A 17,077-nucleotide genomic window follows, 5' to 3' on the forward strand; every position below is an offset into this window, starting at 1 on the left:
AATCGGGTACGTTTGTGTATGTTCATCTACAGTATTCTCCTGAATACTGTAAACAACGCTAGAAATTCTTACACATTAGGTTGTTAAAGTACTTAGGGTATGTGATTCATTATTTCTAACCGGCGCAGAGCAAATAAATAGTAATAGAGCTTGAACTCACCAACTGTGCGAAAAATCACAGCGCATCGTTTATTAAACCCTGCGCGATTGATTTATCGGTATATCCGGAAACGGCTTTAGAAAGAAGAATATATCTTTTGGTAGATTTATCGGGTTGCAAATATTGTGGATAACTTTGTGAGTAATTCATGTATTTGGAAATTTAACTCATCGATTTCAAAAGATTTCCATCGGTTTGCTCACTTATTTTATACATTGATTATGGACTAATGATCATCAAGTTATTACTGATTTTCATGCTGCATGCTGATTGAATCAAATGGGATCCATAATTGATTCCGTTTGTGGATTGTTTAAATGATCGAATAAAAAATATGGTGGATTGAATCGATAGAGAATTTTCTGGGATGGAGTTTTTCGTTCAATACGTCGATATAAAGCCGATTTTTTGCTTTATTCGAGATATCGATGTAGGAAAATATGAGTATAATGGTAAGAAGACACACTAGGTGATGTTTCTAAGACGATGATTTTCTTAGAGCTGGTTTGATATCCGATGCGTAATAAATGACATAATTGATTTAAGATTATTTTAAGTTAGCGATGCTTATATTTTTCTCCCAAGAGAAGACCGGTTTATTGGATCCGTATAAGGATCTTTTTGAAATTCGCCATTTCAGTGATTTCTCGGATTGGGAGAAAAATAAAATCATTCCTTCCGCGTTTATCATCGCGGGAAATGATAAACAATATACTGCATCGATTCTTGGCAAGATACGCCGAGACGACGAAGTTTTTGCGTCACTGTGTTTTGCAGCGGACCCGGTTGCAGCATCTGATAACTTGTTGCTTGATGGCCAATTGCCACAGCCGGCGGTTTTACTGGAAGCGGTTAATCAAGTTGAAAACCTGCTGAAGTCGCTCAAGGGCAACGAGACCTATATCACCCACCAAGGGCGGTTAATAAAATACCTGTGGCTACGCCCTGATTTCATTCTTCAGCCGCACCATGAGTGGAAAAATCCGCGTTTTTATCGCTATCCTCTGTTGGAAGCGTTGAGTCAGGACAGATCCGATTCTTTCGAGTGGCTGCGCAATCTCGCTAATAACAAAATAATCGAAGCTTTGACGATGCTCGACCGGCAGCGCGAATGTGCCTATTGCCGCTCGGCGCACTTGAGCTTTATTGATATATGCCCGAATTGCCAGTCGATCGATATCAAGCTGCAAGCTTCCCTGCATTGTTTTACCTGCGGTTGTGTCGATGTGCAGGATAAATTCATGCATAGCGGCACGCTGGTTTGTCCCAAATGTCATACACATTTGCGGCATATCGGCAGCGACTATGACCGGCCGATCGAGAATTACCGTTGCCATTCTTGCAGTCATTCGTTTGTAGAAGGCGATGTGCAAGTCCGCTGCGCGATGTGTGAAAAAGAGATGAAGCCGGGCGAACTCATCTTGAATGAAGTACACAGCTGGCGCTTGAGCGATAAAGGACGAACGGTTGCTTTCCGGGGGGAAGTATTCGACTTGTCCTCGGGATTTGATCAGCTGGATTTTATTTCCCGTGAGTTATTCATGCACGATCTTGACTGGCAAATGGTCACGTCCCGGCGTTATCCCCATGTGCATTTCAGTTTGTTCGGGATCTACTTCGCCAATCTGCCGGATCTGGTCGAACTTTTTAACCATGCGCGTCTGCTGCAAATGCTCGAAGCCTTTGCGCAACGATTGAGAAGCCTGCTCCGGACCCCGGATCTTTCCACGCGAACTTCCGAGAATATGCTGTGGCTGCTGTTACCGAATACCGATGAACAAGGGTTGCGCGGTTTTCAAAAACGTATCGAAAGTAGTATGAATGTACTGCTGGAAGAAAGTGAGCATAAGCTGGATTTTCGTTTTATCGGTGTCTCCTCGCAGAATATACCTGAGAAGGAAAGTGCTCCGCTCCTGTTGGCGCGTCTTGCGGGCGAGTTGTTGTAGTTCATGGAAAGTCTGAATCAAGCCTGGAGCTTTTTTCTTATCGCAACGTCGCGCTTCCAGGATATCGAATACGTCTTCATGCTGATTCCATTCGTATTATTTTTTGAATTACCGCTGTATTTTGTCAATTGGATGAGCGTTTTCCGCTATCTGTTTAAGAAGTCGGTGGAAGCGCCGGTGTCGCTCCCTTATTATCCGCGTGTGACGTGTGCAATTACCTGCTACGCCGAAGGAAAGGCGGTGCAGAGTACGGTGATTTCGTTACTGGAACAGCTCTATCCGGGGCATATTGAAATCATTGCGATGGTCGATGGCGTGCAGAAAAATCTGGCTACTTATCAGGCATTGAAAGAACTCGTGCCGGTGGTTGCAAGATATCCCAAGCGCTCATTGGTCGTCATTCCGAAAATTCAACGCGGCGGCAGGGTCTCATCACTGAATGCCGGACTTAACCGGGCGCAAGGTGAGATTTTTTTCGCTTTGGATGGTGATACATCGTTCGATAATCAAATGGTCAATTCCGCTGCTTCTCACTTTCGCAATCCTGATATCGTCGCGGTGACGGGACCGATGCGCGTGCGTAACGCCAGAAAAGCGATTATCACCCGGTTGCAGAGTCTGGAATATATGTTGACCATGCAGGTAGGGAAGCTAGGGTTTGCGAAGCTGAATGTCATTAACAACGTTCCCGGCGCGTTCGGTATTTTTAGAAAATCCTTCATTCAGAAAATAGGCGGATGGAATACCGGAACCGCCGAAGATCTTGATATGACACTGCGTATTAAGCAATACCATCAGCGTTATCCGCATCTGAGAATTGAGTTTGAACCCGGCGCGGTTTCGCATACCGATGCGCCGGAGAGTTTCAAGGATTTTTTCAAGCAACGCCTCCGCTGGGATGGCGATCTTTGGTATATCTACTCGAATAAACACAAGTACGGTATTTCCGCAGCGACCATGGGATGGAGCAATTTTATATTTCTGCTCTGGTACGGCATTTTGTTTCAGATCGTCATGCCTTTTTCCATCGTGATTTATACCATCTACATGGCGGTAAAGCTGCCCATGCTCACTTTTTTTCTAAGCATGGTGCTGGTCTATTTGTTCTATTTAAGCTTGATTACCCTGCAATACATTTTTTATCTTGTGCTCGTCTCAGACAGAAAATGGGAGGACTGCGAAGCGGCTTTGATCCTGCCTATTTACCCGCTGTTCCAGTTTGTTTCGCGGGTCTGGAGCATTGTTGCAATCTCAAACCAGATACTGAACAAAGGGCACTTGGATTCCGCGATGGCGCCTTTGTGGGTGCTTAAAAAGGGAAAACAGTAAAAGTGCGCTTTTTCCCGCTACTGATGTTGCTTCTGATGCTGACAGCCAATGCAGCCGCTGAGGTTAAAATGCTGACCGAGTTTTATACGCATCTGGAGCAAGCCGCAACGGTTTTGAAGGCGAAGGCCGATTTAGAGGCGCAACGCTCGAATTTACACGTGCAGGAAGCGCAGAAAGGCTGGGAAGTATTTGGCGGGATATCGGCGGGTTATCAAAAAAGCCCTTTTGCCAGAGAGCCTTTCGGACATTTCTTCGATCCAATCGGCCGCATCGGAGTGCGTTATCCCTTGTTAGGCAGCGCGGAGAGACAGCAACGGGCGATCGATGACGCCGCAACGCAAGTAAAAATTGAAGATGTCCGTCTGGACTGGAGTAAACGGCTGGCGCGGCTTTTTATGGAAGAAAACTACGCGGCGTATTGGAGCGTGCGGAAAATGCTGGCTTTGACCGAAGCCTACTTGCGTTTGCGTGACGACGGCGTGATTTCCATACTGCATAAACGGCGCGAAGCGGGCTTGTTATTCACGTCGGATTATCTCGAGTTTCTTTCCGCTTTTGACCGCGCGGAACGATCGCAAATCGAATTCAGCAATAACCGCGATCAAGCATTGATCAGACTGGGGTATTTGACGAATTCGGAAATACGGCCATTCGAGCCGGTAAAGCCGGTTTTATATGCGATCGACAGTAATGCGCCGATCGATATCGAGCAACTGGATCTGAAAATACTGCAAGCGCGCATAGAAAATATTCAAAAGACCAAAGAGACCGAAAACTGGCGTGGCATTGATTCGGATGTCAACGCCACCGCTTTTGGCGGTCCGGCCATTCCGCATCCGTCGCCTGAATCCATGCAGATGGGCTATGGCGGCGCAGTCGGTTTTAATTTCCGTATGCCGATCGAAATTATGAGTGTGCGGAAGAATGAAGAGTCGCGCTTGAACAGTCTGTTGATCAGTCTGCGGGCGGACTACACGCATCGCGATCAGGAACTGCAACACGAATTCCGCGCTTTGCTCAGCAGTTATCAGCAGCTCGCGCAGCAAATCAAGTTTCAGCATACGCGCCTTGAAGCGGCGCGTGAATTGATCCGTGAAAGACATTTACGCCTGAAGATTCTGGATGGCGATGTGATCGAGAAATATTTTCAAGCGGTTAATACCTATTACCGGGTGGCTATCGAGAACGTCGAAACGGAATCGGAACAATGGAAGCTGCACATCCGGTTGCGGCAATTCATTACGCTGCTGGAGGGAAAAGGCCGGGATATTCACCCGGAAATCAATTTAAGCCACTTGGCCGATCCGCTGCACCAAGCGGCATCGTTTCTTGTCAACGGAGAAAAGACCAAGGCTGCGCCGAAGCGCACCAGTTTCTCTGCCACCGGTAATGCAGCAGCGTCGTCCGGGCGCGTGGCCGTGTATGTCTGGAACTTTGACAAATTGAGCGCGCAACCCGGTTTATGGGAGAAGAATCAAACCATCGAGATCGACCGTTTCCTGATTTCTTTGGATCAGCAGCAGATTGCAAAATTTGCCGCAAATCCTGCGCCGCTTAAGAAATTTCTAACCGAAGCGCAGCGGCGCGGGAAAAAAGTTGAATTGCTGCTGGGCGATCCCGATTGGATTCTGCCGGAGCAGCGCGAGAAGCTGCTCATGATCGTCAAGAAATTGAGCAACATCAATTTCGATGGCCTGCATCTGGATATCGAGCCGGATCAACTGGAATCGGACTTGCCTGGCAAGGCGCGTCTGGAAGAATTGATCGAAACGGTGCGCCAAGTATCGGCTGTTTCTCCGTGGCCGGTAGGCGCCAGTATTCATCCGCGCTATCTGACCAAAGCCGCATCATTTGATATTTGCGTGCCCTGCGAACTCAAAGCGAAAGGGATCAAAGAGATTACTGTCATGTATTACGCGATGAATCTGACGAATATCGTTACCGCGCTCAAGTCGGCCATGAACCAATATCCGGATCTGTCATTCAGTCTGGCGCAAAGCCTGGAATCAGAATTGGGTCCGGAGAATAGTTATGCGCATAAGCCGCAATCCATTTTTATCCATGCAATGAAACAATTGCAGGATCAACTTCGGGCCCCTAATTTTACCGGGCTAGTTATTCAATCATGGCAAGATTTGGTAAGCTATCTTCATGAAAATACGCTTTAATCAACCAGAAAATAAAGCTCTGGATATCGACCGGGGATTACGTGTGCAATATAGTGCCGCCAAGCGGACCAGCAAGCCGTGGCGCTGGTATTTGATCATTGCCATTTCCAGTCTCCCGGTGGTGTATTTGCTGGGGACGATAGTGTGGGACACGATCAGCATTGAGGCCAATGGCCGCATCCGGGTGCCCAGTTTTACCGTACGTACCGCTGTGGATGGCTATGTTGAGAAGCTTTTTGTCGAGCCGCTGCAGACCGTTTCCGAAGGCGCGCCGTTGGCTGCGCTGGCGAATAGCGCATTGCTGGATAGCCGTGACCGCTTGCAGGTGGAACTGGACGGGCTGAAACAGGAAAAGCACAAGATGTTGTTGCAAGCCGGCGATTCCAGAACAAGTTCGGCGCAGTTGCTGAAATTCGCGCACGAACAGAAGCATTTCGCATCTCAACGCTTGCGTCAGTATGAGACCCTTTACAAGCAGGGCGCTGCAACACAAGCTGAAATTGCGCTGGCGCGGAGTCAATTAAACTCGGCGCTGGAAAATCTGGTGGCGCTGGAGAAGTCGGAACGCCAGGAACGTGACCGGATGTATAGCCAGGAACAGGGCCAGTCTCCGGAAATACGCATGCTGTCTAACCGGATCAATCAGCTGCAACTTGAATTTGATAAGGTTCAGGATCAAGTCCTGCAGTTAAGCCTTTTTGCGCCATCGGGCAGCGGCATGGTGACAGAAATGTTCACGCAACCCGGAGAGTTTCTGGGCCGTGGCCAAGCCTTGCTTGAGATCATATTTCTCGAGAAAGTGCATATCGATGCATTTATTCCGCCCAAATACCAGGACTATGCCGTCGTGGGGCAGATGGTTACGGTCAAATTTCCTAACGGGGAAAAAGCCAAAGCAAAAATAGTTTCCGTGCCCGGCGTGATGCAGAAGTCTACGACGGCTGAAATTAATCCGCTGGAAACGGTCCGTTTTGCCATATTGGCGCAATTGGAATTTGTCGGGAACGTGAAAAACCGGTTAATCAATGGCATGCCGGTTACGATCTATTTAGACTGACAAACCAGCCGGGCAAAATGCGCTAAATCCCGGAGACCGGAAGCCAGCCGGTTTCTTATTCCACCAGGAATGTGCTCCGCCTCTTGAGGTATCATCTTATTTACCCTGAGCAATTTTGATTTATCCACATTTTTTGTGGATAACATTGTGTATAAGATTTATTTTCGATCATTAACTTGATGGGCGCTAAAGAGAATTCTCACGCTGCCTAATAATTTAACACTTTAATTATGTATTATGTATCATCCGGTTATAAGTGTTTTCTTTTTTCCTATAACAACCGGCTATGTATTGCATGGCATGTTAACATTGGCCGCGGTGTGCTTTGCATAAACGGATAATGGATACAACCGGCATTCGCAAGTTTGCTTTCCTCTCTTAAGCTGTTCAATCGGGTGTTCTGAAATTTTTACAATGTTATGCTGAATATTCAGTCTTTGACTTACCTGCAAGGCGGGACTCCGCTGCTGGAAAATTGCCATTTGCAGATTTTTGCCAATCAGCGTGTGGGTTTGGTTGGTAAGAACGGGTGCGGGAAATCCACTTTGTTCCGCTTGATCCGGGCGGTGATCAAGCCGGATAACGGCGAAGTCAGCTTGCAATCGGGCAAAACCGTTGCGTTCGTTGAGCAGGAGATCGCGAATTCGGCGCAGTCTGCCATTGAGTTTGTACTGGATGGTGATGTGGAGTTGCACCGGCTGGACAAGATTCTGGCTCAGGCTGAGCACGACACCGCTTGGTTTGAAGCGCAACAGCGCTATGAAGCCATTGACGGCTATACCGCGCGTGCGCGGGCGGCGCAGCTATTGAGCGGATTGGGTTTTGCCAACGCCGCGCTGGAACAACCGGTTGATCATTTCTCGGGCGGCTGGCGGATGCGCTTGAATCTGGCGCGCGCCTTGATGCACCGTGCCGATTTGCTGTTGCTCGATGAACCGACCAATCACCTGGATCTGGAAGCGATTCTCTGGCTTGAGCAGTATCTGGCGCGTTATCCGGGCAGTTTGATCGTGGTATCGCATGATCGCGAGTTTTTGAATGCGTGCGTCAATCGCATCGCGCATATCAACGACCGGAAAATCGACAGTTATAGCGGTAATTATGATGATTTCGAGCGCGCGCGCGCCGAGCGTCTACTGCAACATAGCCAGGCTTTGCAGCAACAACAAAGACAAATTGCGCACATGGAGGATTTTGTGCGGCGCTTCCGCGCCAAGGCCACCAAGGCCAAACAAGCGCAAAGCCGCATCAAGGCGCTGGAACGTTTGACGCGACTGGCGCCGCTGGCTGTGGAAGATGGCCACTACGACTTGCAGATCGAAGCACCGGAGCGCAGTCCCGATGTGTTGCTGCGCGTACAGGACATGAGTTTCGGTTACGGCGATCACCCGCTGTTTCAGCATGTTCATCTGATTCTGCAGGCGGGTGCGCGGATTGCATTGCTGGGACCGAACGGTGCGGGAAAGTCGACATTGATCAAACTGCTGACCGGAGAAATTCAACCGGCAACCGGTTCATTGGAGTGGGCGCAGAATATCCGTATCGGTTACTTTGCGCAGCATCAGCTGGAAAATCTCGACGGTAAGGCGACGCCTTTGCAGCATATGCAGAAACTGGCGCCGACGCAAACCGAACTGGATTTGCGGAAATTTCTGGGGCGATTCGGGCTTGGCGGAGAGGGTGAAGATCGCCCGGTCGCGAGTTTTTCCGGAGGTGAAAAAAGCCGTCTGGCGCTGGCTTTATTGGCCTGGCAAAAACCGCATTTGCTGTTATTGGATGAACCGACCAATCACTTGGATCTGGATATGCGCGATGCGCTCACGTTCGCGCTGGAAACCTATAGCGGCGCTGTGGTGCTGGTTTCGCACGATCGCAGCCTGGTGCGTGCGGTGGCGGATGAATTGTGGCTGGTGGCGGATGGCAAAGCACAGCTGCTTGATGGTGATCTGGAGGATTACAAAAACTGGATAGAAGCGCGTCGCTCTAGTGAGGCTGCGGAATCAAAGCCAGCTTCGCAGAAAATCCAGCCTAAACCAGCAGCGAAACCGAACAAAAAAGCATTGCTGTCCAAACAAGCCAAACTTGAAGCGGCTTTGGCGATTGCGCAAAGGGAATTAGCCGAAGCGAACGGCCGTTTAGCGGATCCGGCGACGTATACGAACTGCCCGCGCGATGAAATTGACAGGCTCAGCGCCCTTCATGCGGCACTGGAGAAAAAAGTGGCTGAACTTGAAGAAAACTGGCTGGAACTGGAAATGGCGATGGAGGAATGAATAAATGCGATTGAGGAAAATCAGGCCAGGGTCAATCCGACTTAAACCTGCATGTTCATGATTTCCTGATAGGCGGTCACCAGCTTGTTACGGACTTGAACCATGGATTGGAAAGATACGTTGGCTTTTTGTAACGAGATCATCACTTCATGCAAGTCGACATTCGATTGATCGCTGACAAATTGTTCACTGAGCTTATCTGCACTTTTTTGCGCATGATTGACTTGATCGACAGCCGCTTTTAGTTTCTCGCTGAAATCAACACCCGCAACTTCATCCGCGCCCGATAGTTTTTTTACACCGGAAGCCAGCGCCGATGTCGCTTGCAGCTGCTGCAAAATGTTATCAATTCCGGTCTTGTCCATGATTCACTCCAACATAAAGTTTTTTAAGTATCGCGTAAAAAATCATAAAATTCAAATGATCTTAGTCAGCTCTATCGGTCAAAGCTGAGGTTTTAATTAGCCCGACATGCGGTATTGTTGCAATTTATACCGTAGTGTCCGCTCGGAAATCCCCAGCTTCTTTACGGCCAGTTTGCGGGAACCATTAACGGCTGCCAAAGTTTCCAGAATATGTTTGCGTTCGAGCGTTTTCATATCTTCCGAAGATGATTCCTGCTGAATAACTTCCGCAACCTGGATGGGATCCGCGTGCGGCAAATGGAGATGCTCGGTGTCAATGATGTTATCCGTTGCCAGAATCATGGCGCGTTGCATGACATTTTCCAATTCTCTGACATTGCCCGGCCAGGGATAGTGCGTGAGTGTGCCGATTGCGGCTTGCGTCATTGTGCAGGGCGGTTGCGCCGAACCTGCCGTTGCTTCCGCAAGCACGCGCTGCGCCAGAGGTTCGATATCCAACGGCCGCTGCCGCAGCGATGGGATCTCGATGGGAAACACATTGAGGCGGTAATACAGATCCTCACGGAACCGGCCGCTTTTGACCATCGCCATCATATCGCGATTAGAAGTCGCCAGAACACGGATGTCCAATTTGATCGTTTTATGCCCGCCGACACGCTCCACTTCTCTTTCCTGCAGGACGCGTAGCAATTTGACTTGCAGTTCCAGCGGCATTTCGGAAATTTCATCCAGCAGCAAGGTGCCGCCTTGTGCTTGCTCAAACTTTCCGGGCTGAGCCTGTGCCGCGCCGGTAAAAGCGCCTTTTTCATAACCGAATAGAGTCGCTTCCAGCAGATTCTCCGGAATCGCCGCGCAATTGATCGCGACAAAAGGTTTTGCCGCGCGCTGTGAATGTTGATGAATAAAACGCGCGATAACTTCCTTGCCGCAGCCGCTTTCACCCGTCAGCATGACGGTTGCCGGTGATTGCGCCACGCGCTTGGCCAGGGATAGCAGTGCCCGTGTGCGTGGATCCTTGGCGACGACGTTGTCATCCTGTTCCGGTTCGGATAAGGCGTAGCGCTTGATATGCGCCAGTAAATTGTCCGGATCGAACGGCTTCAACAAATAATCGCATGCGCCTGTCTGCATCGCGGCGACCGCTTTTTCCACATCGCCGTAAGCCGTCATCAGCAATACCGGCAATTCCGGGTTGAATACCTTGATTCTTTTTAATAATGTAAAGCCGTCCACCGGTTGCATTTGCACATCGCTGACGACCATGCCCACCTGGGATTCTTGCAGAATAGCCATGGCAGTATTGCCGTTTGAAGCGGCCAATGCCGGGTAACCGGCCAATTTCATCGTGGTGCAGATCGCTTCCAGCAAATCCTGATCGTCTTCCACCACCAGAATGGGCAGTGCTTTCATGATTTCTCTCCTCTATTTCTTGGCAGCCGTATCATAAATTCGCTTCCCTCGCCCGGCGATGAATGGATTTTCACGTCACCGCCCATGGACTCGATGACACCGCGGACGATGGCTAAACCCAGTCCCGTACCTTCCGCGCGCGTGGTGAAGAAGGGTTCGAACAATCTTTCTTGCAGCGCCGCGTCGATGCCCGGCCCATCGTCATGAACACTCAGGATGATATGGCTTTCTTCCAGCCGGCTGGTCAGAATGATCCGTCCACCCGGAGACGAGACTTGCATGGCGTTTTCCAGCAGATTGATCATCGCGCCGCATAACGCCTGACGATCCGTAATCATCGCTGCCATTGCGCTCTGATCATGGACTACGAATTGCAAATTTTTCTGCACGATGTGAGGCTCGACCACTTGGCGCAGCTCGGCCAGCAAATCGCTGATCACGACATTTTCGCGCCGTCTGGCTTCGCCTTTGACAAAACGCAGCATGTCCTTGGTCAAACGCTCCAGATGATGCAGCCGCTCAATGGTTTTGGTTGCGAATGTGTGCCGCTCGAAGGGCGTTAGTGCATCACTTCCCAAATGGTTGGCATACAGTAATGCGGTCGAAAGCGGCGTGCGCAGCTGGTGCGCAAGATTAGCCGCCATTTCGCCCATCGAAGTCAGGCGCTGATTACGCCGGATCTGTTCCTGCATGGCATACGCTTCGGTGATGTCATTGATCAGCAAAATCTGTCTGCCCGCCAAATCGGTGGCGCTGCTCTCGATACGGATGCGCCGTTGTTCCATCGCTTGCTGCCGTTCCAGCAGCCATTCGTTGGTGATCGCGGTAGGCGCTAAGCGCTCCTGAACGACGCGTTGCCAGTTCGATCCGACCAGCGATTCGCCAAGAATGGCGATAGCAGCCGGATTGACTTGCTCGATACGTTCTTGCGCATCGAGCGCGATCACTCCCCCCGGTAAGGCATTTAATAACAGACTTAACTGCTGCGACAGGTTTTCTTTCGCGATTAACTGCTTGTGCAATTCACCGTTAGCAAGCGCCAATTCGCGCGTCAGTTGCGCGACCTGATGTTGTAACCCCTGATAGACGCCGGACAGCTGTTCCGATGCCTCGTTAAAGGCTGCAAACGCCAGCTTGAGCTGTTCCTGGTCCGCTGGTATCGCTTTAATTTCACTGACGGTTTTGGTTTGCACGGGTTTCAATGACGGTTGTTGGGGATGGTCAGTAGCTTACCACCGCTACCTGTTCCGATCATGTTGCGAATAAGGCAAGCAAACCTATTCTATTTAAGCATTCAGATTTTATAAGTTTATAGATAATCATCGCATCAATAGAAATCCATTCGCAGTGAATGGGGTTGATGTTGTTACGGCATGGCGATTGATAAGTTAAACAGCGGCTTTGCAAATCCTATGCCTGGTGATTCTGATTGGGTAACAGTCAGTTAATTAATTGTGAAAAGAAATTTTAAGTTTGTCATTGACAGTAAAGCGACCATTGATCAATGGCTTGAAACTTGAGCAGGAGAATAGCGCGTGGCCACAGTACCGAGTGAATCCAATACAACAACACCCGCCTCAGCAATGAGTTTGGGCCAGTTTAGCCAGTTATCCAATCAAAAAAAGCTTGGATTGATTCTCTCGGCGGCGGCTGTTATCGCGTTGCTGGTAGGTGCTTTGATGTGGAGTCAGACACCGGAGTATCGCGTGCTCTACAACAATGTGCCGGATCAGGATGGCGCTGCCATTATCGGCGCTTTGCAGCAAATGAACGTGCCGTACAAGTTTTCCGAAAGCGGCGGCGCTATTCTGGTGCCCGAGAAGCAAGTGCATGAAGCGCGGCTGCGCTTGGCGGGTCAGGGACTACCAAAAGGCGGTCTGGCGGGATTCGAGCTAATGGAAAATCAAAAATTCGGCGCCAGTCAATTCCTTGAACAGGTTAACTACCAGCGCGCGCTGGAGGGTGAATTGGCGCGTTCGGTTCAATCCATCGCCGCAGTGCAAAGCGCGCGCGTGCATTTGGCAATCGCCAAGCCATCCGTGTTTTCACGGGAAAAACAGCAGCCGAGTGTCTCGGTACTGCTCAATTTACATCCGGGCAGGGTGCTGAGTGTTGAACAAGTCAGCGCGATTGTGCATTTGATGTCCAGCAGCGTGCCCAATTTGCCGGTAAAAAATGTGACGGTGGTGGATCAGCACGGCAATCTGCTCAGTACACAGAACGACAAGCAAGATTCCAGGTTTGACGCGAAGCAATTGGAGTATATCCAGGAGCTTGAGGAAAATTATATCCGCCGCATCGAAGCCATTTTGACGCCGATTACCGGTGCTGCCAATGTGCGTGCCCAAGTGACTGCCGATGTGGATTTCTCCCGCGTTGAGCGCGCCGAAGAAATTTACCGGCCGAATAATACCGAGTCTGAAGCAGCTGCAATTCGCAGCCAGCAAACGCTTGAAGCGACTTCGACCGGTTCAAAAGTGGATGGCGGAATTCCCGGCGCATTGTCCAATCGTCCGCCCGAGCCAGCCTCTGCGCCCATTGAAGCGGGCGGGGAGAACAAGGAAGGCGGCGATAAAGCGGCCGTGCCGACGGACAAGAAGAAAGAATCGACGACCAATTACGAAGTCGACAAAACCGTGCAGCATGTCCAGCAATCGACAGGCAATATCAAGCGCTTATCCGCGGCAGTCGTGGTGAATTACCGCAAGAAAGTGGATGAAAACGGTGAAGTCACGAATGAACCGCTAACGGCCGATGAAATCAAGGAAATCAACAATCTCGTGCGCGAAGCCATGGGTTATAACGAGAAACGCGGTGATTCACTCACGGTAACCAACAATTTATTTACGCACACGGGCGACATGGTGCTGGATGTCCCACTCTGGAAAGATCCCGATGTGATCATGCTGGCCAAGGATATCGGCAAGCAATTATTGATCGCGGCTGTGGTTTTATTTTTCTTGTTAAAGATACTCAAGCCGTTCCTGAAAAGCTTGACGCCCCCAGCTGCTCTTCCGCCGCCAGCGGAGCAAGGGCAATTAAGCGATGGCAGCGCAGCAGTAGGTCAATTGCCGGGGCAAGTCGATGAAGCGGCCATTCAAGCGATTCAGAAATCGATTTTCGATGAGAATCTCAAGCGCGCCAAGCAATTGGCCTTGGATGAACCTGCTATTGTCGCTAATGTGGTGAAAGATTGGATGGGTAAAAATGGATGATGATGGAATCAAAAAAAGTGCGATTTTGCTGATGACCTTGGGCGAGCAAGAAGCGGCATCCGTGATTAAGCTGCTGGGCCCCAAGGAAGTGCAAAAGTTGGGCGAAACGATGTCCACCCTGCAAAACATAACACGTTCCGAGATCGAAGGGATCGTAACGGAATTTTGCAATGAAGCGGAAGGAAGAACCACGTTGGGGCAAGGCTCGGCGGATTATATCCGGAAAGTTCTGACCAGTGCGCTGGGCGATGAAAAAGCGGCCAATCTGATTGATCGCATTTTGCAAGGCGGCGATACCAGCGGGATTGAAGGATTGAAGTGGATGGATGCGCCCTCGGTGGCGGAGCTGATTAAGAATGAACATCCGCAGATCATCGCCACTATCCTGGTTCATCTGGAACGGGATCAGGCGAGCGAGATTCTAAGTTTGTTCAGCGAGCGGCTGCGCAACGATACGTTGCTACGCATTGCTACACTCGACAGTATCCAGCCCGATGCGCTGCGCGAACTCAATGACGTGCTGACAAAATTGTTATCGGGCAGCAATAACATCCGCAAAGCGGCGATGGGCGGCGTCCGGGCTGCTGCGGAAATTCTCAACTTTGTGCCGACTGCGCAGGAAGCCAGTGTCATTGAGAATGTCAAACAATATGACGAAGAGCTGGCGCAAAAAATCATGGATGAGATGTTTGTATTCGATAATCTGATCGATATCGATGATCACGGTATTCAATTGCTGCTGCGCGAAGTTCAGTCGGAATCCCTGATTGTTGCCTTGAAAGGCGCGCAGGAAGAACTGCGTAAGAAAGTTTTCAAGAATATGTCGCAGCGTGCCGCTGAAGCCCTGCGCGAAGATCTTGAGAGCAAAGGTCCGGTGCGCGTGTCCGAAGTCGAAGCCGAACAAAAAGAAATTCTCAAAATTGTGCGCCAATTGGCTGACGATGGGCAGATTGTATTGGGTGGAAAAGGTGACGATGGTTTCATTTGATCAATGCGCAATAGCCCGGTCTGTTTATTACTGAAATGCAGGTATATCGATGATTGCAAGTGACTTTGTTCCCAAAGAAAAGCTCAGTGCTTATCAACGCTGGGAAATGGATTCCTTTGAAACGGCGGATATGCCGCAAGAAGCCGGGGAGATTGACGCTGATTCGGGCGTACAGCCGGAAGATGAGCTGCAGGCTCCGCTGCCTGCCGAAGAAGTTGCCGCAGTTTTTCAAAACGCCAAGGATAAAGGGTATGCGGCAGGTGTGCAAGAAGGCCATGCGGCAGGGTATGCAGAAGGCAGAAAAATAGCGGAAGCTGAAGTTAAAACGGAAGTGGCGCATATTCAAGCGCTACTGCACAAGCTGGATCAGGATCTTCATGACATGGATCAGCGTGTGGCGGATGATCTGCTGGAATTGGCGCTTGCGCTGGCAAAAAAAATAGTAACGGAAGCATTGAAATTACAGCCCGAGCTGATCATACCGATCGTGCAGGAAGCCATCCGCAACTTGCCTAACAGCGTGCAGAATCCCCGTCTTTTCTTACACCCGGAGGATGCCAAATTGGTGCTTGCGCATTTGAGCGGCCAACTGGAGCAGGATCATTGGAGCATCCGTGAGGACGAACAATTATCCCGGGGCGGTTGCCGTATTGAAGCCAATGGCAGCGAAGTCAACGGAAGTCTGGAGGTACGCTGGCAGCGGGTATTGTCAGCCATCGGGCAGCAAGATGCCTGGCTCGATAGGAAAAATTAATATGTCGCGCCATGAGCAATGGGGTGGTTTTCTGAAGAACTGCACGCAACTGATTCACCCCTCGAGCCCATTCTTATTAAGCGGAACCATTACGCGCGTTTCCGGATTGGTCATGGAAGCAGTCGGGTTGAAATTGGCCGTCGGGAGCAGCTGCAATATTTTCCTTTCGAATGGTCATAGCGTATCAGCCGAGGTTGTGGGATTTTCCGGAGAACGCTTGTTTCTCATGCCATCCAGTGATGTGTATGGCTTGTCACCCGGTGCGAAAGTGGTTCCCGCCGAGCTCATGGGTGAATTGCCTCGTCTGGGTACCCCTCAGCATCCGCGCCGGCGCGCGGCCGACCGCGCCAAACATATTTCGGTCGGCCCCGAACTGTTGGGGCGTGTGCTGAACGGTGTCGGCGAACCGTTGGATCGTCTCGGACCTACTCGCGCGGAACACAGCGTACCGCTTTATAGCCGGCCCTATAATCCATTGGAACGAGTGCCAGTGAGTGAACCGCTGGATGTTGGCGTGCGAGCGATTAACACATTGCTGACGGTTGGCCGAGGTCAACGGATGGGATTGTTTGCCGGTAGCGGTGTGGGTAAGAGCGTATTGCTGGGCATGATGGCGCGTTATACCACGGCCGATGTCATCGTGGTCGGCCTGATCGGTGAACGGGGGCGCGAGGTTAAGGAATTTATCGAAAACATTCTGGGAGAAGAGGGGCTTGCGCGTTCCGTGGTGGTTGCTGCGCCTGCCGATACCTCGCCGTTGCTACGCCTGCAAGGCGCAGCCTATGCGACGGCCATTGCCGAATATTTTCGCGATAGCGGTAAACATGTGCTGCTCATTATGGACTCCTTGACACGCTATGCCATGGCGCAGCGTGAAATCGCTCTGGCCATCGGCGAACCTCCGGCAACCAAAGGCTATCCGCCATCGGTATTTGCCAAGTTACCGCAATTGGTGGAGCGGGCCGGTAATGGCAACCAGAATAGCGGTTCGATCACGGCCTTTTATACTGTGCTGGCTGAGGGAGACGATCAGAACGATCCGATCGCCGATAGCGCACGTGCCATTCTGGACGGTCATATCGTTCTGTCGCGAAGACTGGCTGAGTCGGGACACTATCCCGCCATCGATATCGAAGCTTCGATCAGCCGTGTCATGACCAGCGTGGTGCCTCAGCAGCAGACCAATCTGGCGCGGTTGTTCAAAAGTCTCTATTCACGCTATCAGCGCAGTCATGACTTGATCAGCGTTGGCGCTTATGTCGCGGGTACTGATCCGGAGCTGGACCGGGCTATCCGGCTTTACCCATCGTTGGAGAAATTTTTACTGCAAAATATGTTTCAACACGAAAACTTTGCCGATAGCCTTGCAACACTATCCAAATTGTTCGAGAGCGAAGGAATCCGCTAACCAA

Annotated in this window: 12 protein-coding genes; 9 read left to right on the forward strand and 3 right to left on the reverse strand. The window is 50.5% G+C overall.

Going from position 1 to position 17,077, the window contains the following annotated elements:
- Positions 1-723: 723 nt before the first annotated feature.
- The 5 genes from ABD07_RS09830 to ABD07_RS09850 all read left to right on the forward strand — a co-directional run bounded on the left by ABD07_RS09830 (position 724) and on the right by ABD07_RS09850 (position 8,933).
- Positions 724-2,106: a TackOD1 domain-containing metal-binding protein gene (locus ABD07_RS09830; protein WP_160818126.1), complete on the forward strand. Its 1,383-nt coding sequence runs from the start codon at positions 724-726 to the stop codon at positions 2,104-2,106.
- A 3-nt stretch (positions 2,107-2,109) separates the two neighbouring features.
- On the forward strand, positions 2,110-3,435 hold the full coding sequence (locus ABD07_RS09835; RefSeq protein WP_160818127.1) for a glycosyltransferase family 2 protein: 1,326 nt from the start codon (positions 2,110-2,112) through the stop codon (positions 3,433-3,435).
- Between the two features lie 2 nt (positions 3,436-3,437).
- Positions 3,438-5,603 carry a TolC family protein gene (locus ABD07_RS09840; protein WP_338040581.1) on the forward strand — a complete coding sequence of 722 codons (2,166 nt, stop codon included), beginning with the start codon at positions 3,438-3,440 and terminating at the stop codon, positions 5,601-5,603.
- Positions 5,587-6,660 carry an HlyD family secretion protein gene (locus ABD07_RS09845; RefSeq protein ID WP_160818128.1) on the forward strand — a complete coding sequence of 358 codons (1,074 nt, stop codon included), beginning with the start codon at positions 5,587-5,589 and terminating at the stop codon, positions 6,658-6,660. Before ABD07_RS09840 ends, ABD07_RS09845 begins: the two co-directional genes overlap by 17 nt.
- 419 nt (positions 6,661-7,079) lie before the next feature.
- Positions 7,080-8,933: an ABC-F family ATP-binding cassette domain-containing protein gene (locus tag ABD07_RS09850; RefSeq protein WP_160818129.1), complete on the forward strand. Its 1,854-nt coding sequence runs from the start codon at positions 7,080-7,082 to the stop codon at positions 8,931-8,933.
- Between the two features lie 41 nt (positions 8,934-8,974).
- Here ABD07_RS09850 and fliE read toward each other — a convergent pair whose 3' ends face one another.
- From fliE to ABD07_RS09865, 3 genes are all read right to left on the reverse strand, one after another.
- Positions 8,975-9,298, reverse strand: a complete 324-nt coding sequence (gene fliE / locus ABD07_RS09855) for a flagellar hook-basal body complex protein FliE (RefSeq protein WP_160818130.1) — start codon at positions 9,296-9,298, stop codon at positions 8,975-8,977.
- Positions 9,299-9,394: 96 nt separating this feature from the next.
- A complete protein-coding gene (locus ABD07_RS09860) occupies positions 9,395-10,708 on the reverse strand; it encodes a sigma-54-dependent transcriptional regulator (protein ID WP_164502818.1) in 1,314 nt (437 codons plus the stop codon).
- Entirely contained in the window at positions 10,705-11,901 is a 1,197-nt protein-coding gene (locus ABD07_RS09865; protein ID WP_160818131.1) for an ATP-binding protein, read from the reverse strand. The genes ABD07_RS09860 and ABD07_RS09865 overlap by 4 nt, the downstream gene beginning before the upstream one ends.
- A 342-nt stretch (positions 11,902-12,243) precedes the next feature.
- Between ABD07_RS09865 and fliF the strand changes: the two genes are divergently transcribed.
- From fliF to fliI, 4 genes are read left to right on the forward strand one after another with little or no spacing between them, the layout of a single operon-like run.
- On the forward strand, positions 12,244-13,923 hold the full coding sequence (fliF, locus tag ABD07_RS09870; RefSeq protein ID WP_160818132.1) for a flagellar basal-body MS-ring/collar protein FliF: 1,680 nt from the start codon (positions 12,244-12,246) through the stop codon (positions 13,921-13,923).
- The gene (gene fliG / locus ABD07_RS09875; protein ID WP_108697389.1) at positions 13,916-14,911 is read left to right on the forward strand and encodes a flagellar motor switch protein FliG; all 996 of its coding nucleotides are present in this window, start codon (positions 13,916-13,918) and stop codon (positions 14,909-14,911) included. Before fliF ends, fliG begins: the two co-directional genes overlap by 8 nt.
- Positions 14,912-14,960: 49 nt before the next feature.
- The gene (locus ABD07_RS09880; RefSeq protein WP_160818133.1) at positions 14,961-15,665 is read left to right on the forward strand and encodes a flagellar assembly protein FliH; all 705 of its coding nucleotides are present in this window, start codon (positions 14,961-14,963) and stop codon (positions 15,663-15,665) included.
- A 1-nt stretch (position 15,666) separates the two neighbouring features.
- On the forward strand, positions 15,667-17,073 hold the full coding sequence (gene fliI, locus ABD07_RS09885; protein WP_160818134.1) for a flagellar protein export ATPase FliI: 1,407 nt from the start codon (positions 15,667-15,669) through the stop codon (positions 17,071-17,073).
- The last annotated feature ends 4 nt before the right edge of the window (positions 17,074-17,077 follow it).

Source organism: Nitrosomonas oligotropha (genome assembly GCF_009833085.1).
Lineage (GTDB): Bacteria > Pseudomonadota > Gammaproteobacteria > Burkholderiales > Nitrosomonadaceae > Nitrosomonas > Nitrosomonas oligotropha.